Here is an 18,319-nt window from a genome sequence, read left to right as displayed (position 1 = left end):
TAAACTCGACAACCAGTTAGTAAGCAGAATCCGGCGCGGCAAGCAACGCTTCCCACGCCAGCAGGTGTTCGGTGAGCAACAGCTCACGGTTGACGGCATTGACCGTCAGCAATTGGTGCCGGCAGGTCAGCCAGCCCTGCATCAGCGTTTGCAGGGAGCGCAGCCCCTGTGTGCCTGCCAGCATCGCCACCAGCGGCTGCTGATCCTGGTTGAGCAGGTAGGCCGCAGCCCCCTGCTGCCACTTCATGGCATCCAGCAACAGCGTGCACAACCAGTGTAGACGCTCAGCCGCGTCCTCGTGGTTAAGCACCGGCAGCAGGGCCAGCATGTCACGCGCCGGTAACAGGCTGTGCAGCTGCTGGCAGAGCTGCTGCCGCTGCTGCCAGCGCTCCGGCTGTAACAGCGCCGCGGCGGCCAGCGGTGCGCCGTGGCTGAGCTTCAGCGCGGTCTCCACGCTTTGGGGGTCAACCGGCTGCTGGCGCTGAATCCACTGGCTGCTCAGGGAGAGCGGCGGGTTTTGCAGGTGCCAGTAGCTGCACCGGCTGCGCAGGGTCGGCAGCAGGCGCGAGGGGGTGCGGCAGCCGATCAGGAAATAGGTCTTCTCCGGCGGCTCTTCCAGCGTCTTTAATAGGGCGTTGGCGGCGGCCTCTGTCAGCCACTCCGCCTGCGCCAGCCAGACCACCTTCGCCCCACCCTGCTGTGCATGGGTGTAGAGCCCGTCAATCACCTGCCGTACCCGGTCAATCCCCAGGCTCGCCTTGCCTTTCTCCGGCGTCAGCACATGCCAGTCGGGGTGGTTCCCCGCCAGCATCAGGCGGCAACTGTGGCACTCCCCGCAGCTTTTCTCGCCCTGTGGGTGCTGGCATAACAGCCAGCGGCTCAGCCCATAGACCAGCGCATCATCCCCGTTGCCCTCATCAGCGTGGATCAACAGGGCGTGATGGCCGCGCCCGGCCTGGTACTGGGCAATCAGCTGGCGGTAAGGCGCGTTCAGCCACGGGTACCAGTTCATCAGACGTGCCCTTCCTGTTGCAGCCAGGTACGCAGGGTGGTGGTGATCTGCGCGGACACCTCCGGCAGCGGGCGGGCGGCATCAATGGTTTTAATACGCGGGTCGGCGGCGGCCAGCGCCTGATAACGGGCACGCGTACGTTCAAAGAACGCCAGCGACTCCTGTTCAATACGGTCGAGTGCACCACGCTGGCGGGCGCGCTCCAGGCCAACTGCGGGCGGCAGATCCAGGTAGAGGGTTAAATCGGGGCAGAAGTCGCCTAATACGATGTCCCGCAGGGCGGCCATCATTACCGGGTCGATGCCCCGGCCGCCACCCTGGTAAGCCTGGGAGGAGAGATCGTGCCGGTCACCAATCACCCACGCCCCGCGCGCCAGCGCCGGTTTAATCACGGTTTCTACCAGCTGTACCCGCGCGGCATAAAGCATCAGCACTTCGGCTTTGTCCGTCAGGACTTCGCCTTCAATGCCCTCTTTGATCAGGGTACGCAGGCTTTCGGCCAGCGGCGTGCCGCCCGGCTCCCGGGTAAAGACCAGATCGGTGATCCCGGCCTCGTGCAGCGCCGCCACAATGGTGTCACGGGCGGTAGTTTTTCCGGCGCCTTCCAGCCCCTCAATCACAATAAATTTGCTGTTCATGGTCTGTCAGCGCCCCGCACTGGTTTTCAGGATTTCACGGTAACGTTGTACCGCTTTGTTATGGTTTTCAAGGTTGGTGCTGAAGGTGTGCCCGCCTGTGCCGTTGGCGACAAAGTAGAGATACGCGGTTTTCGCCGGGTGGGCCGCTGCCTGCATCGAGGCCAGGCTCGGCATGGCGATCGGCGTGGGCGGCAGCCCGGAGATCACATAGGTGTTATAGGGCGTCGGCGTTTCCAGATCTTTCCGGGTGATATTGCCTTTGTAGGCCTCGCCCATGCCGTAAATCACCGTAGGGTCAGTTTGCAGGCGCATCCCGATGCGCAGACGGTTAATAAATACCGAGGCCACTTCATCCCGCTCGTCACTGACGGCCGTCTCTTTTTCAATAATTGAGGCCATGGTCAACAGATCGTTCGGCGTTTTGTAGGGCAGATTAGGTGCACGTTGTGACCAGATCTCCTCTACCGTTTTCTGCATCCGCGTATAAGCGCGTTTGAGCAGCGAAAGATCGCTCATGCCTGCTGTATAGAGGTAGGTGTCAGGGTAGAGACGCCCCTCTACCGGTTCACCGGGCTTCATGCCCAGCGCGGCGGCGATGGCCGCCTCGTCTTTGCCTGTGAGCTGATGTTTCAGATAAGGCGCTGCCTGCATGACCTGTAACCAGTCATGCAGGCGCAGCCCTTCGATCAGGCGAAGCGCGAACTGCGCCTCTTTACCGCTGACCAGCAGCGCCAGCATGTCACGGACCGTCATGCCCGGCGTGAAGCGGAAGGTGCCGGCTTTCACGTTTGCCAGTGAAGGCTCAATCCGCAGCAGCCAGGCAAACCACGGGCTGGGTGCCAGCACCTTTTGCTCCGTCAGCAGCGCTTCCAGGCCGGTGCGGCCGGTGCTGGCCGGCAGGGTAAAAATAGTTTCCTGGCTGATGGCCAGCCGCTGGCCGGCAAAGTCTTCCGCGCGCTGGTAAATAAACACCGCGGCCGCCAACAGCGCCGCGATCAGTAAAACAACAACTCTGAGTTTCTTCTTCATTCAACAGCCATTGGTTAACAATAAGGAATCAGCGTCTGGCAGAGCGCCCGCGATTGATAACGCCACTCACCGATGGCATTGACCGGCAGCAGCGGCATCAGGGCATTACAGATAAAAACTTCTTCTGCCTCTGCCAGCGCCGCCGGCGGCGCGCGCACGATCTCTGCCTGATAGTCGGGGTGGTCTGCCAGCAGCGCCAGAATATGCTGGCGCATAACCCCGTCTACCCCGGAAAGGGTGACGTCCGGCGTCATTACCCGCCGCCCGCTACGCCAGAATAAATTAGCCGCACAGCATTCCACCAGCATCCCGGAGGTGTCAAGCACCAGCGCCTCGTCGGCGGTTGTCTGCTCAAGATGCATGCGGATCATCACCTGCTCCAGCCGGTTGAGGTGTTTAATGCCGGCCAGCAAAGGACTCTGCGCCAGCGCGACCGGGCTGACGGACAGCGTGACGCCGCGCTCACGCCAGGCACCATAGTGCGCCGGGTACAAGGATGTTGTAACGATACGCGTGGGCTGAAGGCAACCGGCCGGGCTGTAGCCCCGCCCGCCGCTGCCGCGGGTAATCACCGCTTTCAGCACGCCCTGCCCCTGTTCCTCTGCCGCCTGTACCATCTCCTGCGTCAGGGCCTGCCAGTCCACGCCTGAGATCATCAGGGCTGCGGCACCGCGTTGCAGCCGCGCGATATGCGCAGGCAGCCACTGCACATGGCCGTCAAGCACGCGGGCGGTGGTAAAGCAGCCATCACCAAACTGTACTGCGCGATCGCTGAGAGCGATGTCCGTCGCAGGGTGGCCATTGAGCCAATACATCTGAGTCCTCCGGGCAGGTTCTGTTATGGGCGCGCGCCTGGTAACTGAGACTGAGCATTGCCGCAGAGGTTCCTGCAGCAGCCCCGCCCACAGGATCCTGCGCCCATAAAAAAGCCCGGCAGAGCCGGGCTTAGGATGCTTCTCGCCTGAGCGTTGTCGTTTTTTATACCCGACGGAATACCAACGAGCCGTTGGTGCCGCCAAAGCCAAACGAGTTGCACAAGGTATATTCCAGATCGCTTACCTGACGCGCCTCATGCGGCACGAAGTCCAGATCACACCCTTCATCCGGATTATCCAGGTTGATGGTCGGTGGGACTACCTGGTCACGCAGCGCCAGCACCGTAAAGATAGACTCCACTGCGCCTGCTGCACCCAGCAGGTGGCCGGTCATCGATTTGGTGGAGCTGACCATCACGCGCTTGGCTTCTTCGCCAAACACCGATTTCACCGCCTGCGCCTCAGCCTTGTCACCCGCAGGGGTCGACGTGCCGTGCGCGTTGATGTAACCGATGTGCTGAGGGGTCAGGCCGCAATCCAGCAGGGCGTTTTTCATCGCCATGGCGGCGCCTGCGCCATCTTCCGGCGGTGACGTCATGTGATAGGCGTCGCTGCTCATGCCGAAGCCAACGACTTCTGCATAGATTTTCGCGCCGCGCTTTTTCGCATGTTCATACTCTTCCAGTACCATGATGCCTGCGCCGTCACCCAGCACAAAACCATCACGATCTTTATCCCACGGGCGGCTGGCCGCCTGCGGGTCTTCATTGCGGGTAGAGAGTGCGCGTGCCGCACCGAAGCCGCCCACGCCCAGCGGGGTACTGGCTTTCTCTGCGCCGCCTGCCAGCATCACGTCAGCATCGTTATAGGCGATGATACGCGCGGCATGGCCGATGTTATGCACACCGGAGGTACAGGCTGTCGCAATGGAGATGCTCGGGCCACGCAGGCCATACATGATGCTCAGGTGACCGGCGATCATGTTGACGATGGTGGAAGGAACGAAGAACGGGCTGATTTTGCGGGGGCCACCATTGACCAGTGCGGTATGGTTCTCTTCAATCAGACCCAACCCGCCGATGCCGGAACCAATGGCCGCGCCAAAACGCGTTGCATTCTCTTCAGTGACCTGAATACCGGAATCCTGCATGGCCTGAATACCGGCCGCAACTCCATATTGAATGAAGGCGTCCATCTTGCGTGCATCTTTACGCGAGATGAAATCTTCACAGTTAAAATCCTTTACTAAGCCGGCAAAACGCGTTGCATAGGCAGTAGTATCGAAATGGTCGATTAGGCTGATGCCGCTCTGACCGGCAAGGAGAGCTTTCCACGTGGACTCTACAGTATTGCCGACAGGAGACAACATGCCCAGTCCGGTCACAACAACTCGACGCTTAGACACGGTTGTCCTCCAGGGAGGGAAAATAGGGATACTCAGGGACAAAAAAACTTAGGCGGTCGAATGACCGCCTAGATATGTTCGCTTACTGCTGGCTAGCCTGGATGAAATCAATAGCTGCCTGAACAGTAGTGATTTTCTCAGCTTCTTCGTCCGGAATCTCAGTATCAAACTCTTCTTCCAGAGCCATTACCAGCTCAACGGTGTCAAGAGAATCAGCGCCCAGGTCATCAACAAAAGAAGCGTTGTTTAAAACTTCTTCCTGCTTAACACCAAGCTGCTCAACGATGATTTTCTTAACGCGTTCTTCGATAGTGCTCATACTCTTAAATTTCCTATCAAAACTCGCTTTCGCGATGGTTTTCGTAGTGTATAAAATGTTGAAAAAGATGCAACTAAATCCCGGCTGGTCAAACCACGATTTTACGCTATTTTGCGGTGTTTACCCCAAATAACGCAAATAGTTTTCGTGATTTTTAAATCATATACATGCCGCCATTGACATGTAAGGTTTCACCGGTGATATAGCCAGCCTCATCAGAGGCTAAAAAAGCAACAGCGCTGGCGATTTCTTTAGCTTCCCCAAGCCGGCTAGCCGGAACCTGGGCCAAAATGCCTGCGCGTTGATCTTCTGTCAACGCCTGTGTCATGTCCGTCTCAATAAAGCCGGGCGCCACGACGTTGACCGTAATGCCACGTGAAGCCACTTCACGTGCCAAAGATTTGCTAAAACCAATCAGACCCGCTTTAGCCGCCGCGTAGTTCGCCTGCCCTGCATTACCCATGGTACCGACAACGGAACCGATGGTAATGATACGGCCAAAACGCTTTTTCATCATAGCGCGCATTACCGCTTTTGACAGGCGGAATACGGATGTCAGATTGGTGTCCAGGATATCCTGCCACTCATCATCTTTCATACGCATCAGCAGGTTGTCACGGGTAATGCCGGCATTGTTGATCAAAATGTCGATTTCGCCGAACTCCGCGCGGATTGTTGCCAGCACGGCGTCAATCGATGCGGAATCTACCACATTTAACATCAAACCTTTACCGTTATCGCCCAGATAGGCGCTGATAGCTTCAGCCCCTTTCTCACTGGTCGCCGTGCCGATAACTTTGGCACCCTTTGCAACCAGCGTTTCAGCGATTGCACGGCCGATACCGCGGCTTGCCCCGGTCACCAGGGCAATTTTTCCTTCGAAGCTCATTGTTTTCCTCTTTTTATTGTTCAAGCGCCGCTGACAGGCTGGCCGTATCATTTACGGCGGCCGCGGTCAGGGTGTCAACAATACGTTTGGTCAGCCCGGTCAATACTTTACCCGGCCCGACCTCAATCAGGTGCGTTACGCCCTGGGCTGCCATGAACTCCACGCTCTCCGTCCAGCGGACCGGGCTGTAGAGCTGGCGCACCAGCGCGCTGCGGATCGCTTCCGGCGACTGCTCAACGGCAACGTCGACGTTGTTCACCACCGGCAGAACCGGCGCTGAGAAGGTGACGCTTTCCAGCGCCTGTGCCAGCTTCTCTGCCGCCGGTTTCATCAGGGCGCAGTGCGAAGGCACGCTGACCGGTAATGGCAGCGCACGTTTGGCACCGGCCGCTTTACAGGCCGCATTGGCGCGCTCTACCGCCTCTTTGTTACCGGCAATCACGACCTGGCCCGGCGAGTTAAAGTTCACCGGGGAGACCACCTGCCCCTGGGCAGACTCTTCACAGGCTTTGGCGATGGCGTCGTTGTCCAGGCCGATGATAGCGGACATCGCCCCGGTGCCTTCCGGCACCGCTTCCTGCATCAGTTTGCCGCGCAGCTCAACCAGACGGATAGCTTCCTGGAAATCAAGCACGCCCGCACACACCAGCGCCGAGTATTCGCCCAGGCTGTGGCCTGCCAGCAGCGCCGGGGTCGCCCCGTTCTGCTGCTGCCAGACCCGCCAGATGGCCACTGAGGCCGCCAGCAACGCCGGCTGGGTCTGCCAGGTTTTATTCAGCTCTTCTGCCGGGCCTTGTTGCACCAGCTGCCACAGGTCATAACCCAGTGCCTCAGAGGCCTGGGCAAACGTCTCTTCGACTACCGGATACTGCGCGGCCAAATCGGCCAGCATACCGAGCGCCTGGGAACCCTGCCCAGGGAATACCATTGCGAATGTCGTCATTATTCTTTATTCCTGCCAGATTAGAAACGAACCAGTGCCGAACCCCAGGTAAAGCCGCCGCCAAAGGCTTCAAGCAGTACCAGCTGGCCGCGCTGAATGCGCCCGTCCCGCACCGCTTCGTCTAGCGCTGCCGGCACGGAGGCCGCAGAGGTGTTGCCGTGGCGGTCAAGCGTTACCACTACGTGCTCCATCCCCATCCCAAGTTTTTTGGCCGTGGCGCTGATAATACGCAGGTTTGCCTGGTGCGGCACCAGCCAGTCGAGCTCGCTGCGGTCCAGATTATTGGCAGAGAGCGTCTCATCCACGATATGCGCCAGTTCCGTTACTGCCACTTTGAACACCTCGTTGCCTGACATGGTCAGGAAGGCGGTGCCGTCCGGATCCTGGCGGTTATGGTGTGGGAGCGCCAGCAGGTTGCCGTAACGGCCATCGGCGTGCAGATGGGTAGAGAGAATGCCCGGCTCCTCAGACGCGCCCAGCACCACCGCACCGGCCCCGTCCCCAAACAGGATCAGGGTGCCGCGGTCGTTCGGGTCCAGGGTACGGGAGAGCACATCAGAGCCAATCACCAGGGCGTGTTTCACGGCACCGCTTTTGATGTACTGGTCAGCCACGCTCAGGGCATAGGTAAACCCGGCACAGGCGGCCGCCAGGTCAAAAGAGGCCGCGTCCTTCACACCCAACAGCTGTTGGATCTGGCAGGCGGCACTGGGGAAGGCGTGGCTGGAGGAGGTCGTCGCGACGATGATCAGGCCCAGGTCGTCTTTGTCGACGCCGGCCATTTCAAGCGCTTTTTGCGCGGCATTGAAGCCCATCGTGGAGACGGTTTCATCGGCGGCGGCGATACGGCGCTCGCGAATACCGGTGCGGGTGACAATCCACTCGTCAGAAGTATCCACCATTTTTTCGAGGTCGGCGTTAGTACGCACTTGTACGGGCAAATAGCTCCCCGTACCGAGAATTTTAGTATACATTTACGATCAGTCACTCTTGGGTAAAACAGCCTCAAGGCGCGCGGCAATACGCTCGGGGACCTGCCGCTGCACCGCCTGCACAGCCTGTTCGATCGCGACAGCAAATGCGCGTTGATTCGCTGCGCCGTGGCTTTTGATAACGGTGCCCCGCAATCCTAACAGACATGCGCCATTATACTGGTCGGGGTTCAAATGACCGAACCGCTTAGCCACGCGTTTCTGTAACCATTTACCCAGCAGCATTACCCACCAGGCTTTTTTCTTCCCTTCGCCAGAGGAGTTGAGGAGTGACAAAAAGAGCCTTATCACGCCTTCCATGGTCTTCAGGGTGACGTTACCCACGAAGCCGTCACACACCAGGACATCCGTCTTACCGGTCAGCAAGTCGTTGCCTTCAAGATAGCCTATATAGTTTATTGTTGGCGTTCTTTTTAGTACGGCGGCGGCTTCGCGGATATTATCCGGGCCTTTGGTCTCTTCTTCGCCGATATTCAGCAGCGCGACCCGGGGGTCAGGGATACCGACCACCTCTTCCGCCATGACGGCGCCCATCACGGCAAACTGAACCAGCATCGTGCTGTCGCAGGCGACGTTGGCCCCGAGATCAAGCACGACCGTTCTGTTGCGTTGCTGATGCGGCAGCAGGGTCATCAGCGCCGGGCGTTCAATGCCCTCCAGGGGCTTCAGCACCACTTTTGCCAACCCCATCAGCGCCCCGGTATTTCCGGCACTGATGCACCCCTGCGCCTCTCCCTGTTTCACCAGTTCCAGCGCAATACGCATAGAACTGCCGCGGCTGGCACGGATCGCCTGCGACGGCCTGGCATCACCGGCAATCACCGATTCAGCAGGAATTACCCGCAAGCGCGTCATAACAGACGGATCGGTTCGGTTCAGGTAGGGCGAGATCGCGTCGGGATCACCGACTAAAAGAAGGTTGAGCTCTGGATTGGAGGCCAGTGCCTGCAATGAAGCAGGCACTGTGACGGACGGACCGAAATCCCCGCCCATTACATCTAACGCAAGGGTCAGACGAGCCAAGGTATCTGTCGCTTTGCTAAAAATTAGCGAAAGCTACTCAGATAACCTTGCGACCGCGGTAGAAACCGTCGGCAGTGATGTGGTGACGACGGTGGGTTTCACCAGACGTTTTGTCCACAGACAGAGTGGTGGTGGTCAGGGCATCGTGCGAACGACGCATGCCACGCTTGGAACGGGTTGGTTTATTCTGTTGTACGGCCATGGACCTTACTCCTCAATTACTTTTTCTTTAAACTGGCTAATACGGCAAATGGATTAGGTTTCTCCGCCTCTTCAGGCAGTTTACCGAAGACCATGTCCGCGTCGGACACTTCACAGTGTTCAGAATCATGTACCGGAACCACCGGCAACGAAAGAATGATTTCATCTTCAATCATTGCCAACAGATCAACTTCGCCAAAATCATCGACGTTAATCGGTTCGTAAGCTTCCGGCAATGCCTCAGCCTGCTCATCATTGACGACCGGGCTGAAACAATATGTTGTGTGCACATGGTGTTCGAAAGTCTTTCCGCAACGCTGACACTCAAGCGTGACCGTGACATCCGAAACCCCGGAGATCACTGCCAGACGCTGATTATCGATGTTAAACGATAAAGCGCTTTCTACATCACTGTCCACACTGACCACGGATTCGGCAACTCGTGTAACCTGCTCCGGCGAATAGATACCTGCGTAGTCTAAACGCTTTTGCGCGGTACGAACCGCATCAATGGTCAAGGGTAATTTTACCTTTTGCATAGGGCGCGCATATTAACTTTGTAACGACATGGAGTCAAAGAAAAAGGCCGGATTACCGCACCTTTCACCAATATTCGCTTCCGCAGCGGCCGATAGTTTAAAATGCGGGATTCAATTACGCTACGGTTTGTGAAAAAAATATGTCTCTTCCTCTGGTTCTGGCTTCAACCTCACCTTACCGCCGGGCACTGCTGGAAAAAACCGGCCTGCTTTTTACGGCCGCCGCCCCGTCCGCGGATGAAACGCCCCACCCTGCTGAACATGCCGGGGCATTGGTTCAGCGGCTGGCGGCCGCCAAGGCGCAGTCGCTGGCCGGTGCCTACCCGCGCCACCTGATTATAGGTTCAGATCAGGTCTGTGTCCTGGAGGGTGAGATCACCGGCAAGCCCCATACCCTGGACAAGGCATTTGCCCAGTTACGCAAAGCCAGCGGCCGCTGTGTGACCTTCTACACCGGGCTGGCGCTCTACAACAGCGAAACCGGTGCGTTGCAGTGCTGCTGTGAGCCTTTTGACGTCCATTTCCGTGCGCTGACAGATGAGGAGATTCACGGCTACCTGGCGCGTGAACAGCCGCTGGACTGCGCCGGCAGCTTTAAAAGCGAGGCGCTGGGTATCAGTCTGTTTGACCGCCTCTCCGGGCGCGACCCGAATACCCTGGTGGGGATGCCGCTGATTACGCTGCTGGAAATGCTGCGGGCAGAAAGGGTCAACCCTCTGCTCGGCTAAAGGGCGCCATAAAAAAGGCACCCCCGGGTGCCTTTTGGACAATCAGGCTTTCGCCTCTTTACGCAGTACCTGCAGGCAGCGCTGCAAGGCGGTGTCGAGCGGTGCCTCAATGCGCATGGTCTCGCCGCTGCCCGGGTGCTCAAAACGCAGCGCCGCCGCGTGCAGGAACAGCCGTTTCAGGCCGGTAGAGGCGAGCTGGCTGTCGAATTCCCGGTCGCCATAGCGGTCATCAAAGGCGATAGGATGGCCGGCATGCAGGGTGTGAACGCGGATCTGGTGGGTGCGGCCGGTCACCGGGCTGGCTTTGACCAGCGTGGCGAAGCTGAAACGCTCTTCCACTTTAAACCGCGTCTCAGAAGGCTTGCCTTCACTGTTGACCCGTACGATCCGCTCACCGCTTTGCAGGATATTCTTCAGCAGAGGCGCCTGCACCACTTTGCAGTGGGACTGCCACTGCCCGCGCACCAGCGCCAGGTAGTCTTTTTGCATCCCTTTCAGGCGCAGCTGCTCATGCAGCGAACGCAGCGCCGAGCGTTTTTTGGCCACCAGCAACACGCCTGAGGTGTCGCGGTCCAGGCGGTGTACCAGTTCCAGGAAACGTGCCTCCGGGCGCAGGGCGCGCAGCGCCTCGATCACCCCGAAACTCAGCCCGCTGCCGCCGTGTACGGCAGTGCCGGCGGGCTTATTGAGGATCAGCAGGTGCTCATCCTCAAACAGGATGCAGTCTGCCAGCGCCGCGACCTTATCCAGCTTCGCGGAGACCTGCGGCTCTTCGCGTTCGGCGACGCGCACCGGCGGGATGCGCACTTCATCCCCTGCTTCCAGTTTATATTCGGGTTTAATGCGCTTTTTATTCACCCGGACTTCGCCCTTACGGACGATGCGGTAAACCATGCTCTTCGGCACCCCTTTAAGTTGGGTACGCAAAAAGTTATCGATACGCTGGCCGGCCTGATCGTCAGAAATCGTGACGATTTGCACTGATGGATTCTCTGTTTTCATGGCGGCGATTCTAAATACCCGGCCGCCTTCGCGCTACTGATTTTTGTGAGCCAGACCGGCTTTTCACCGCGGACAACGCATAATTTTGGCTATTTACTCAGCAACCGTTATCGTCCTGCTTTCTTGTGCGTGAGTTTCTTGTAAGGCACTGCTAAAGTCACCTTGCTATAACCGTGTCTGCAATGGAATAATGCGATTACTTTCCGCGTTAATCTCGTTAAGACAGGGAAAATAGCGGAATCAGAACGTTGCCTGATGGCACACACGCAGCAATGGCGTAAGACGTAGCGTGAAATCAAGCAATTAGCGGGCTGCGGGTTGCAGCCTGGCCGGCATAATGGAATGAGATCTGTCGACGTAACTGAGAGGCTATTCCCCTACAAAGAGCGCTGCTTTTCACAAAGAAAAACAGGCTTACCGAAGTAATGCGCCCCTATGCAGGCGACAACCGGGAGGTTGACGGCTTTGCGAGAAGACACGGGGCCAACGGTAACACCGGTCAGGAGGTTATTTTGCCCGCAGCTTTATCGACAATGCAAAAATAACGAGTAAGTTAAGATGAAAAGAATGTTAATTAACGCAACTCAGCAGGAAGAGTTGCGTGTTGCCCTCGTAGATGGACAGCGTTTATATGATCTGGATATTGAAAGTCCGGGTCATGAACAGAAAAAAGCCAATATCTATAAAGGCAAAATCACCCGTATAGAACCGAGCCTCGAAGCCGCTTTTGTTGATTACGGTGCTGAAAGACACGGTTTCCTCCCCCTCAAAGAAATTGCCCGCGAATATTTTCCCAGTAATTACTCCTCCCATGGTCGCCCCAACATCAGAGATGTGCTGCGTGAAGGCCAGGAAGTCATTGTTCAGGTTGATAAAGAAGAGCGCGGCAATAAAGGCGCAGCCCTTACGACGTTTATCAGCCTGGCAGGCAGCTACCTGGTCCTGATGCCGAATAACCCGCGCGCCGGGGGCATCTCACGCCGCATTGAAGGGGACGACCGTACCGAGCTGAAAGAGGCCCTCTCCTCCCTGCAACTGCCGGACGGCATGGGGCTGATCGTCCGCACCGCCGGTGTCGGCAAATCGGCTGATGCATTGCAGTGGGATCTCTCTTTCCGTATCAAACACTGGGAAGCGATTAAAAAGGCTGCGGAAGGCCGCCCGGCTCCGTTCCTGATCCATCAGGAAAGTAACGTGATTGTCCGCGCGTTCCGCGACTATCTGCGTCCGGATATCGGCGAAATCCTGATCGACAACCCTAAAATCCTCGATCTGGCCAAAGAGCATATCGCAGCCCTCGGCCGCCCCGATTTCAGCAGCAAAATCAAACCTTATACCGGTGAGATCCCGCTGTTCAGCCATTATCAGATCGAATCGCAGATTGAGTCCGCCTTCCAGCGTGAAGTGCGCCTGCCGTCCGGCGGCTCCATCGTCATCGATACCACTGAAGCGCTGACCGCCATCGACATCAACTCCGCACGCGCTACCCGCGGCGGCGATATCGAAGAGACCGCCTTCAACACCAACCTGGAAGCGGCTGACGAAATCGCCCGCCAGTTGCGCCTGCGTGACCTCGGCGGCCTGATCGTGATCGACTTTATCGACATGACGCCGGTACGCCACCAGCGCGAAGTGGAAAACCGCCTGCGTGATGCCGTCCGCCAGGACCGCGCCCGTATCCAGATTGGCCGGATTTCCCGTTTCGGCCTGCTGGAGATGTCGCGCCAGCGCCTCAGCCCGTCACTGGGTGAGTCGAGCCACCACGTCTGCCCGCGATGCAGCGGTACCGGCACCATCCGTGACAACGAATCCCTGTCGCTCTCTATCCTGCGCCTGATTGAAGAAGAAGCGCTGAAAGAGAACACCAAGGAAGTGCATGCGATTGTCCCGGTACAGATCGCCTCCTACCTGCTGAACGAAAAGCGTGAAGCAGTCAATGCGATTGAAAAACGCCAGGGCGGCGTGCGCGCCATCATCGTGCCAAGCGATCAGATGCACACCCCGCACTACTCCGTACTGCGCGTGCGCAAAGGCGAAGAGACCTCAACCCTGAGTTACCTGCTGCCGCAGCTGCACGAAGCTGAAATGACCCAGCCTTCAGACGATACCCCGGCTGAGCGTAAACGCCCGGAACAACCGGCGCTGGCCACCTTTGCCCTGCCGGCCGATGCCCCACCGGTATTCGAAGAGAAAGTGGTGAGCAAACCTGCGGCGGTCGTTCAGCCTGCCAAGAAAGAAGAAGCCCCGGCTGCGCCAGGCTTTATCAGCCGTCTGTTAAGTGGCCTGAAAAACCTGTTCGTAGGTGAACCGCAGCAGCCTGAAGCCAAACCGGCTGAGGAAGCGGTGGTTGCCAAAGAAGAGAGCAGCGAGCCGCGCCGTAACGACCGCGATCGCCGTACCCCGCGTCGCCAGAGCAACAACCGCAAAGAGCGCAACGGTGAGCGCCGCTCCCGTGACGACCGCGAGCCGCGTGAATCCCGCGAACCGCGTGAGGCACGTGAACCCCGTGAAGCCCGTGAGCCGCGCGAATCCCGTGAACCACGCGAACCGCGTGAAATGCGCGAGCCGCGTGACGATCAGCGCCGCAATAAACGTAATCAGGATGTGATGGCTGAGCCGCGCAGCGAAGAGGCTGAAAAAGCCTTGCGTGAAGAGCAGCAGCAGCGCCGTGAGCAACGTGCTGAGCGCCAGCGCCGTCGTCAGGAAGAGAAGCGCAAAGTGCCGCAGGAGGTTGCCGCTGAAGAGGTGATCGCGCCGGTTGACGTCGCCGCCAGTGTAAACGTGGACGACAACGATCAGGACGATCGCCAGCAGCCGGTCATGCCGCGCCGCGAACGTCGCCAGCTTTCCCAGAAAGTGCGTTTCAACAGCGATGCACAGGCAGAGGCCACCCCGGTGGCAGACAGCCAGCCGGCTACGGACACTGCCGCCCAGCAGGATGATGAGAATGGGGCCGATGGCCGCAACGCCAACGGGGAGACCGGGATGCCGCGTCGTTCACGCCGTTCGCCGCGTCACCTGCGCGTAAGTGGTCAGCGTCGCCGCCGTTACCGTGACGAGCGCTACCCTTCCCAGTCTCCGGTGCCGTTGGCAGGCGCATTTGCCTCGCCGGAAATGGCATCAGGCAAGGTGTGGGTCAGCTACCCGGTGACAACGTCTGCCGATGAGCAGCATGATGAGCCGATGTCCCCGCACACCGCGCTGTCTGCCGCTATCGCCGAGCAGCATGAAAACGGTGACTACGTTTACCCGGCCTCTACGCCGGAAGAGATCGCGGGTATTGCGGTTTCCCAGGCTGACGTCGCAGACGAGAAGGCCGTAGAAATTGACACCCCGGCGCTGGAAATCGTGGCCGACCCGTTGGTCGCTGAAACCGCTGAGCATGTCGAAGAGACATTGCCGGAAGCGGGCATTGAGATGGATGTCGAGCCGGTAAAAGCTGCGTTTGGTGATAAGCCACAACAGGCACCGGAAGAGGCCGTGCCGGCGGTAACCGCTGCACAACCGGAAGAGGCCCCTGCTCAGGCACCGTCACTGGTTGACGCGCCGATTAATGCCGCTGAAGAGCCTGTTAACGCTGCTGAAGCACCGGTTAATGCTGTTGAAGCGCCGGTAAACGCTGCTGAAGAGCCGGTTAACGCCGCTGCAGAAACCCCGGTTATCGCTGCTGAAGAACCGGTAAATGCTGCTGAAACCCCGGTTAATGCCGCTGAAGCGCCGGTAAACGCTGCTGAAGAGCCGGTTAACGCCGCTGCAGAAACCCCGGCTATCGCTGCTGAAGCACCGGTTAATGCTGCTGAAGAGCCGGTTATCGCTGCTGAAGCACCGGTTAATGCTGCTGAAGCCCCAGTGAATGTTGCGTCTGCGGTCACGCCTGAAGCAGCACACCCTGTGGCGGACGTTGCCCCACAGAAAGCGGTTGCAGAAGCACCGCAGGTCGCTGAGACGCCTGCCGCTGAGGTGAAACCTGTGGCTTCACCGGCACCGGTTGCGTTTACGCACCATGCGACAGCACCGATGACCAAGGCACCGGCCCCGGATTACAACCCGGAACCTGCCCCTCAGAGTGACTGGAAGCGCCCGGTCTTCAACTTTGAAGGCAAAGGCTCTGCCGGCGGCCATGCCGCGGTCAATACTGCTACTGCCCCGGCCACCAAACCGGAAATGAGCGAATAACGCCGCTGCAAAAAACAAAACCCGCCATTTGGCGGGTTTTTTTATGGCTCGCGTCAGCCGGCAGGGAAAGAATACCGGCCGGGCGGCGGGTCAGGCGATCTGTTTTAACGTTTTGATATCCAGGGAGGCGAGCTTCCCTTCCAGTTGGCTGGCAAACCGGCCGAAGTGCTCGCTGTTGCTGTGCTTATCAAGCGCCTCTTGTGAGCGCCAGCGCTCAAAAAACACAAAGCAGGCCGGGTCTTCGTTATCCTGATGCAGCTCATACTGAATGCACCCGACCTCCAGCCGGCTCGGCTCAATGATTTCATGCAGCGTAGCGGCCACCTCTTCCAGATATTCCGGTTTGGCAACCAGGCTTGCGACGACACGCACTTCCATACTTGTGACTCCTTATTTTCGATGCCGGGCAGCACCCTGCCGGCCAGATGAATAGGGTTACTATGGCCCTATCCTGCCGGTGATTTCAACTTTGGATTAACAAACAGATGCATCTGATCCGCTTTACGCTTATTCTTACCCCCCGCCATAAATCGCCTGTTAACACGGCTGATGCCTTTAACGCCTTTTCCATTTATGCCGGAGTGTTGTGAAATGACCGCCCAACCGCAAGTTCTGAAGATCCGCCGCCCTGACGACTGGCACATCCACTTACGCGATGATGACATGCTCAGAACCGTGGTGCCTTACACCAGTGATGTTTTTGGCCGGGCGATCGTTATGCCAAACCTGACGCCCCCTGTGACCTCGGTGACGCAAGCGATTGCCTACCGGGAGCGCATCCTGGCCGCTGTGCCTGCCGGCCACCACTTTACCCCGCTGATGACCTGCTACCTTACGGATTCCCTGCCGGCCAGTGAACTGGTGCAAGGGTTTGAGCAAGGGGTGTTTACCGCCGCAAAACTCTACCCGGCCAATGCCACCACCAACTCCTCACACGGCGTCACAGATGTGCCGGGCATTTACCCGCTGTTTGAGGCGATGCAGAAGATTGGCATGCCGTTGCTGATCCATGGGGAAGTGACCCACGCTCACGTGGATATTTTTGACCGTGAAGCGCGTTTCATTGACGAGATCATGGAGCCGATTCGCCGCCACTTCCCGGCACTGAAAATCGTCTTTGAACACATCACCACCAAAGACGCCGCTGAGTATGTCCTGGCCGGCGATCGCTACCTGGGTGCCACCGTAACCCCCCAGCATCTGATGTTTAACCGCAACGATATGCTGGTTGGCGGTATCCGCCCGCACCTGTTCTGCCTGCCGATCCTGAAGCGTAACATCCACCAGCAGGCGCTGCGCAGTGCGGTCGCCAGCGGCAGCGACCGCTTCTTTCTCGGCACCGACTCCGCGCCCCATACCCGCCACCGTAAAGAGTCCAGCTGCGGCTGTGCCGGCTGCTTCAACGCCCCGCTGGCCATGTCTGCCTACGCCACCGTGTTTGAAGAGCTGGGCGCGCTGGACCAGCTGGAAGCGTTCGCCTCGCTGAACGGCCCACAGTTCTACGGCTTGCCGGTCAATGACGGTTTCATCGAGCTGACCCGCAGTGAGGTGGTGCAGGAGGAGGAGATCGCCGTGGCCGGTGATACGGTAGTGCCGTTCCTGGCCGGCCAGACCCTGCCGTGGCGCGTCACCCGCGTCTCCTGAGCAGCGTCCGGCCTGTGTTAAAACAGGCTTGCGTGCCCGCCCTTTATACTGTATAAATTAACAGTATATTCTGGTGGGAGGGTGCACAATGCGTGTTGAACTGACCGTAGATAAAACCAAACCTCTGCCGGCGGGCGCGCTTGAAGCGCTCTCCGGTGAATTGAGTAAACGCCTCAACCAGCAGTTTACCGATGTGGCCGTCCAGGTGCGTTATGCCGGGTCTAACCATCTCTCGGTGCTGGGTGGGGCAAAAACAGACAGGGCCGTGATCGAAGAGATATTACAACAAACGTGGGAAAGCGCCGATGACTGGTTCGTCACTGACTTTTAACCACTTGCTGTTTTTTTGCCGGGCGTCGCTTCCCGGCTTTTTTATATCTCAGGCCAGCCTGTTTTTCTTGCCCGGACAGATGTAGCATTATGTTACATTCTCAGCGTTAAGCGCTGTCGCGTGTAACAGGGCGCAGGCTCCTGAATCGCTTCAGGAACAGCCCCTTATCTGTCTGGCTTGTATTCACACAGGAGGTAGGCACATGGCCGCCGAAAAACCGGAAGAGGCAATGACGTTTGGCGAGCTGCTGGAGCTGATACGCGATCAGCAACGGCGGCTGAGCGTGCTGGAGACGGCGTTCTCTTATCTGGCTTTCAGTCACGATGATAAATCAGCCCAATTAATGATTCACAGCCTGAAACTGGAATCGCAAAATCAAAACCGGGATGAAGAGACGCAAAAACATTTTGCGCAGCTGGCGGAGGAGTGGGAGAAACGCATTGCGCCGGTGATCACGCCTTCTGCCGGGTAATCCTTAGCCTCTCCGGCCCTGCCGGGGAGGTTCCTGCTATAAAAAGGAGAACAACCCCGCATTCTGTTCACTTCTTACCCATCCGGGCCTCTTTTTACCCTCGCTTTAACTTTTACTTCCCAAAAACCTGCCACCCGTGCTTATACTTAGGTGCTCACTTC

The 18,319-nt window shown here is 58.2% G+C and carries 19 protein-coding genes; 5 read left to right on the top strand and 14 right to left on the bottom strand.

Annotated features, from left to right (window positions below):
• Positions 1-16 precede the first annotated feature (16 nt).
• The 12 genes from holB to yceD form a co-directional block, all read right to left on the bottom strand.
• Positions 17-1,012 carry a DNA polymerase III subunit delta' gene (gene holB / locus CYR32_RS01295; RefSeq protein ID WP_101821754.1) on the bottom strand — a complete coding sequence of 332 codons (996 nt, stop codon included), beginning with the start codon at positions 1,010-1,012 and terminating at the stop codon, positions 17-19.
• A complete protein-coding gene (tmk, locus tag CYR32_RS01290) occupies positions 1,012-1,650 on the bottom strand; it encodes a dTMP kinase (protein WP_101821752.1) in 639 nt (212 codons plus the stop codon). The genes holB and tmk overlap by 1 nt, the downstream gene beginning before the upstream one ends.
• A 6-nt stretch (positions 1,651-1,656) precedes the next feature.
• Positions 1,657-2,679 (bottom strand): endolytic transglycosylase MltG, encoded by a 1,023-nt coding sequence (gene mltG, locus CYR32_RS01285; protein WP_101821750.1) that lies wholly within the window; start codon positions 2,677-2,679, stop codon positions 1,657-1,659.
• A 14-nt stretch (positions 2,680-2,693) separates the two neighbouring features.
• Positions 2,694-3,494, bottom strand: coding sequence for an aminodeoxychorismate lyase (pabC, locus tag CYR32_RS01280; RefSeq protein WP_101821747.1), 801 nt, complete (start codon positions 3,492-3,494; stop codon positions 2,694-2,696).
• 163 nt (positions 3,495-3,657) lie between these two features.
• Positions 3,658-4,899 (bottom strand): beta-ketoacyl-ACP synthase II, encoded by a 1,242-nt coding sequence (gene fabF / locus CYR32_RS01275; RefSeq protein WP_101821745.1) that lies wholly within the window; start codon positions 4,897-4,899, stop codon positions 3,658-3,660.
• Positions 4,900-4,981: 82 nt separating this feature from the next.
• Positions 4,982-5,218 (bottom strand): acyl carrier protein, encoded by a 237-nt coding sequence (acpP, locus tag CYR32_RS01270; RefSeq protein ID WP_072925418.1) that lies wholly within the window; start codon positions 5,216-5,218, stop codon positions 4,982-4,984.
• A gap of 154 nt (positions 5,219-5,372) precedes the next feature.
• Positions 5,373-6,107, bottom strand: a complete 735-nt coding sequence (gene fabG / locus CYR32_RS01265; RefSeq protein WP_072925420.1) for a 3-oxoacyl-ACP reductase FabG — start codon at positions 6,105-6,107, stop codon at positions 5,373-5,375.
• Positions 6,108-6,120: 13 nt separating this feature from the next.
• Positions 6,121-7,050, bottom strand: a complete 930-nt coding sequence (gene fabD, locus CYR32_RS01260) for an ACP S-malonyltransferase (protein ID WP_101821743.1) — start codon at positions 7,048-7,050, stop codon at positions 6,121-6,123.
• Between the two features lie 20 nt (positions 7,051-7,070).
• A complete protein-coding gene (locus tag CYR32_RS01255; protein ID WP_101821741.1) occupies positions 7,071-8,024 on the bottom strand; it encodes a beta-ketoacyl-ACP synthase III in 954 nt (317 codons plus the stop codon).
• A gap of 6 nt (positions 8,025-8,030) precedes the next feature.
• On the bottom strand, positions 8,031-9,065 hold the full coding sequence (gene plsX, locus CYR32_RS01250; RefSeq protein WP_101821739.1) for a phosphate acyltransferase PlsX: 1,035 nt from the start codon (positions 9,063-9,065) through the stop codon (positions 8,031-8,033).
• 37 nt (positions 9,066-9,102) lie between these two features.
• Positions 9,103-9,267: a 50S ribosomal protein L32 gene (rpmF, locus tag CYR32_RS01245; protein ID WP_072925431.1), complete on the bottom strand. Its 165-nt coding sequence runs from the start codon at positions 9,265-9,267 to the stop codon at positions 9,103-9,105.
• 16 nt (positions 9,268-9,283) lie between these two features.
• Complete coding sequence (gene yceD, locus CYR32_RS01240) at positions 9,284-9,805, bottom strand: 23S rRNA accumulation protein YceD (protein WP_072925435.1); 522 nt, start codon at positions 9,803-9,805, stop codon at positions 9,284-9,286.
• A 140-nt stretch (positions 9,806-9,945) separates the two neighbouring features.
• Here yceD and CYR32_RS01235 point away from each other — a divergent pair, with 140 nt between their 5' ends.
• On the top strand, positions 9,946-10,533 hold the full coding sequence (locus CYR32_RS01235; protein WP_101821737.1) for a Maf family protein: 588 nt from the start codon (positions 9,946-9,948) through the stop codon (positions 10,531-10,533).
• Between the two features lie 42 nt (positions 10,534-10,575).
• Here CYR32_RS01235 and rluC read toward each other — a convergent pair whose 3' ends face one another.
• Positions 10,576-11,535 carry a 23S rRNA pseudouridine(955/2504/2580) synthase RluC gene (rluC, locus tag CYR32_RS01230; RefSeq protein WP_101821735.1) on the bottom strand — a complete coding sequence of 320 codons (960 nt, stop codon included), beginning with the start codon at positions 11,533-11,535 and terminating at the stop codon, positions 10,576-10,578.
• A 558-nt stretch (positions 11,536-12,093) separates the two neighbouring features.
• Between rluC and rne the strand changes: the two genes are divergently transcribed.
• Positions 12,094-15,711, top strand: a complete 3,618-nt coding sequence (gene rne, locus CYR32_RS01225; protein ID WP_101821733.1) for a ribonuclease E — start codon at positions 12,094-12,096, stop codon at positions 15,709-15,711.
• Between the two features lie 90 nt (positions 15,712-15,801).
• On the opposite strand, the gene CYR32_RS01220 is transcribed toward rne, so the two are convergent.
• On the bottom strand, positions 15,802-16,089 hold the full coding sequence (locus tag CYR32_RS01220; protein ID WP_101821731.1) for a putative quinol monooxygenase: 288 nt from the start codon (positions 16,087-16,089) through the stop codon (positions 15,802-15,804).
• A gap of 213 nt (positions 16,090-16,302) precedes the next feature.
• Here CYR32_RS01220 and pyrC point away from each other — a divergent pair, with 213 nt between their 5' ends.
• From pyrC to CYR32_RS01205, 3 genes are all read left to right on the top strand, one after another.
• The gene (pyrC, locus tag CYR32_RS01215; protein WP_101821729.1) at positions 16,303-17,355 is read left to right on the top strand and encodes a dihydroorotase; all 1,053 of its coding nucleotides are present in this window, start codon (positions 16,303-16,305) and stop codon (positions 17,353-17,355) included.
• Between the two features lie 88 nt (positions 17,356-17,443).
• Positions 17,444-17,686, top strand: a complete 243-nt coding sequence (gene dinI / locus CYR32_RS01210; protein ID WP_101821727.1) for a DNA damage-inducible protein I — start codon at positions 17,444-17,446, stop codon at positions 17,684-17,686.
• Between the two features lie 202 nt (positions 17,687-17,888).
• Entirely contained in the window at positions 17,889-18,158 is a 270-nt protein-coding gene (locus CYR32_RS01205; protein WP_101821725.1) for a hypothetical protein, read from the top strand.
• The last annotated feature ends 161 nt before the right edge of the window (positions 18,159-18,319 follow it).

The organism is Chimaeribacter coloradensis, from assembly GCF_002858715.1.
GTDB classification, from domain to species: domain Bacteria; phylum Pseudomonadota; class Gammaproteobacteria; order Enterobacterales; family Enterobacteriaceae; genus Chimaeribacter; species Chimaeribacter coloradensis.
Note: the sequence above shows the minus strand (reverse complement) of the source record. Positions and strands in the feature narration are given on the sequence as shown.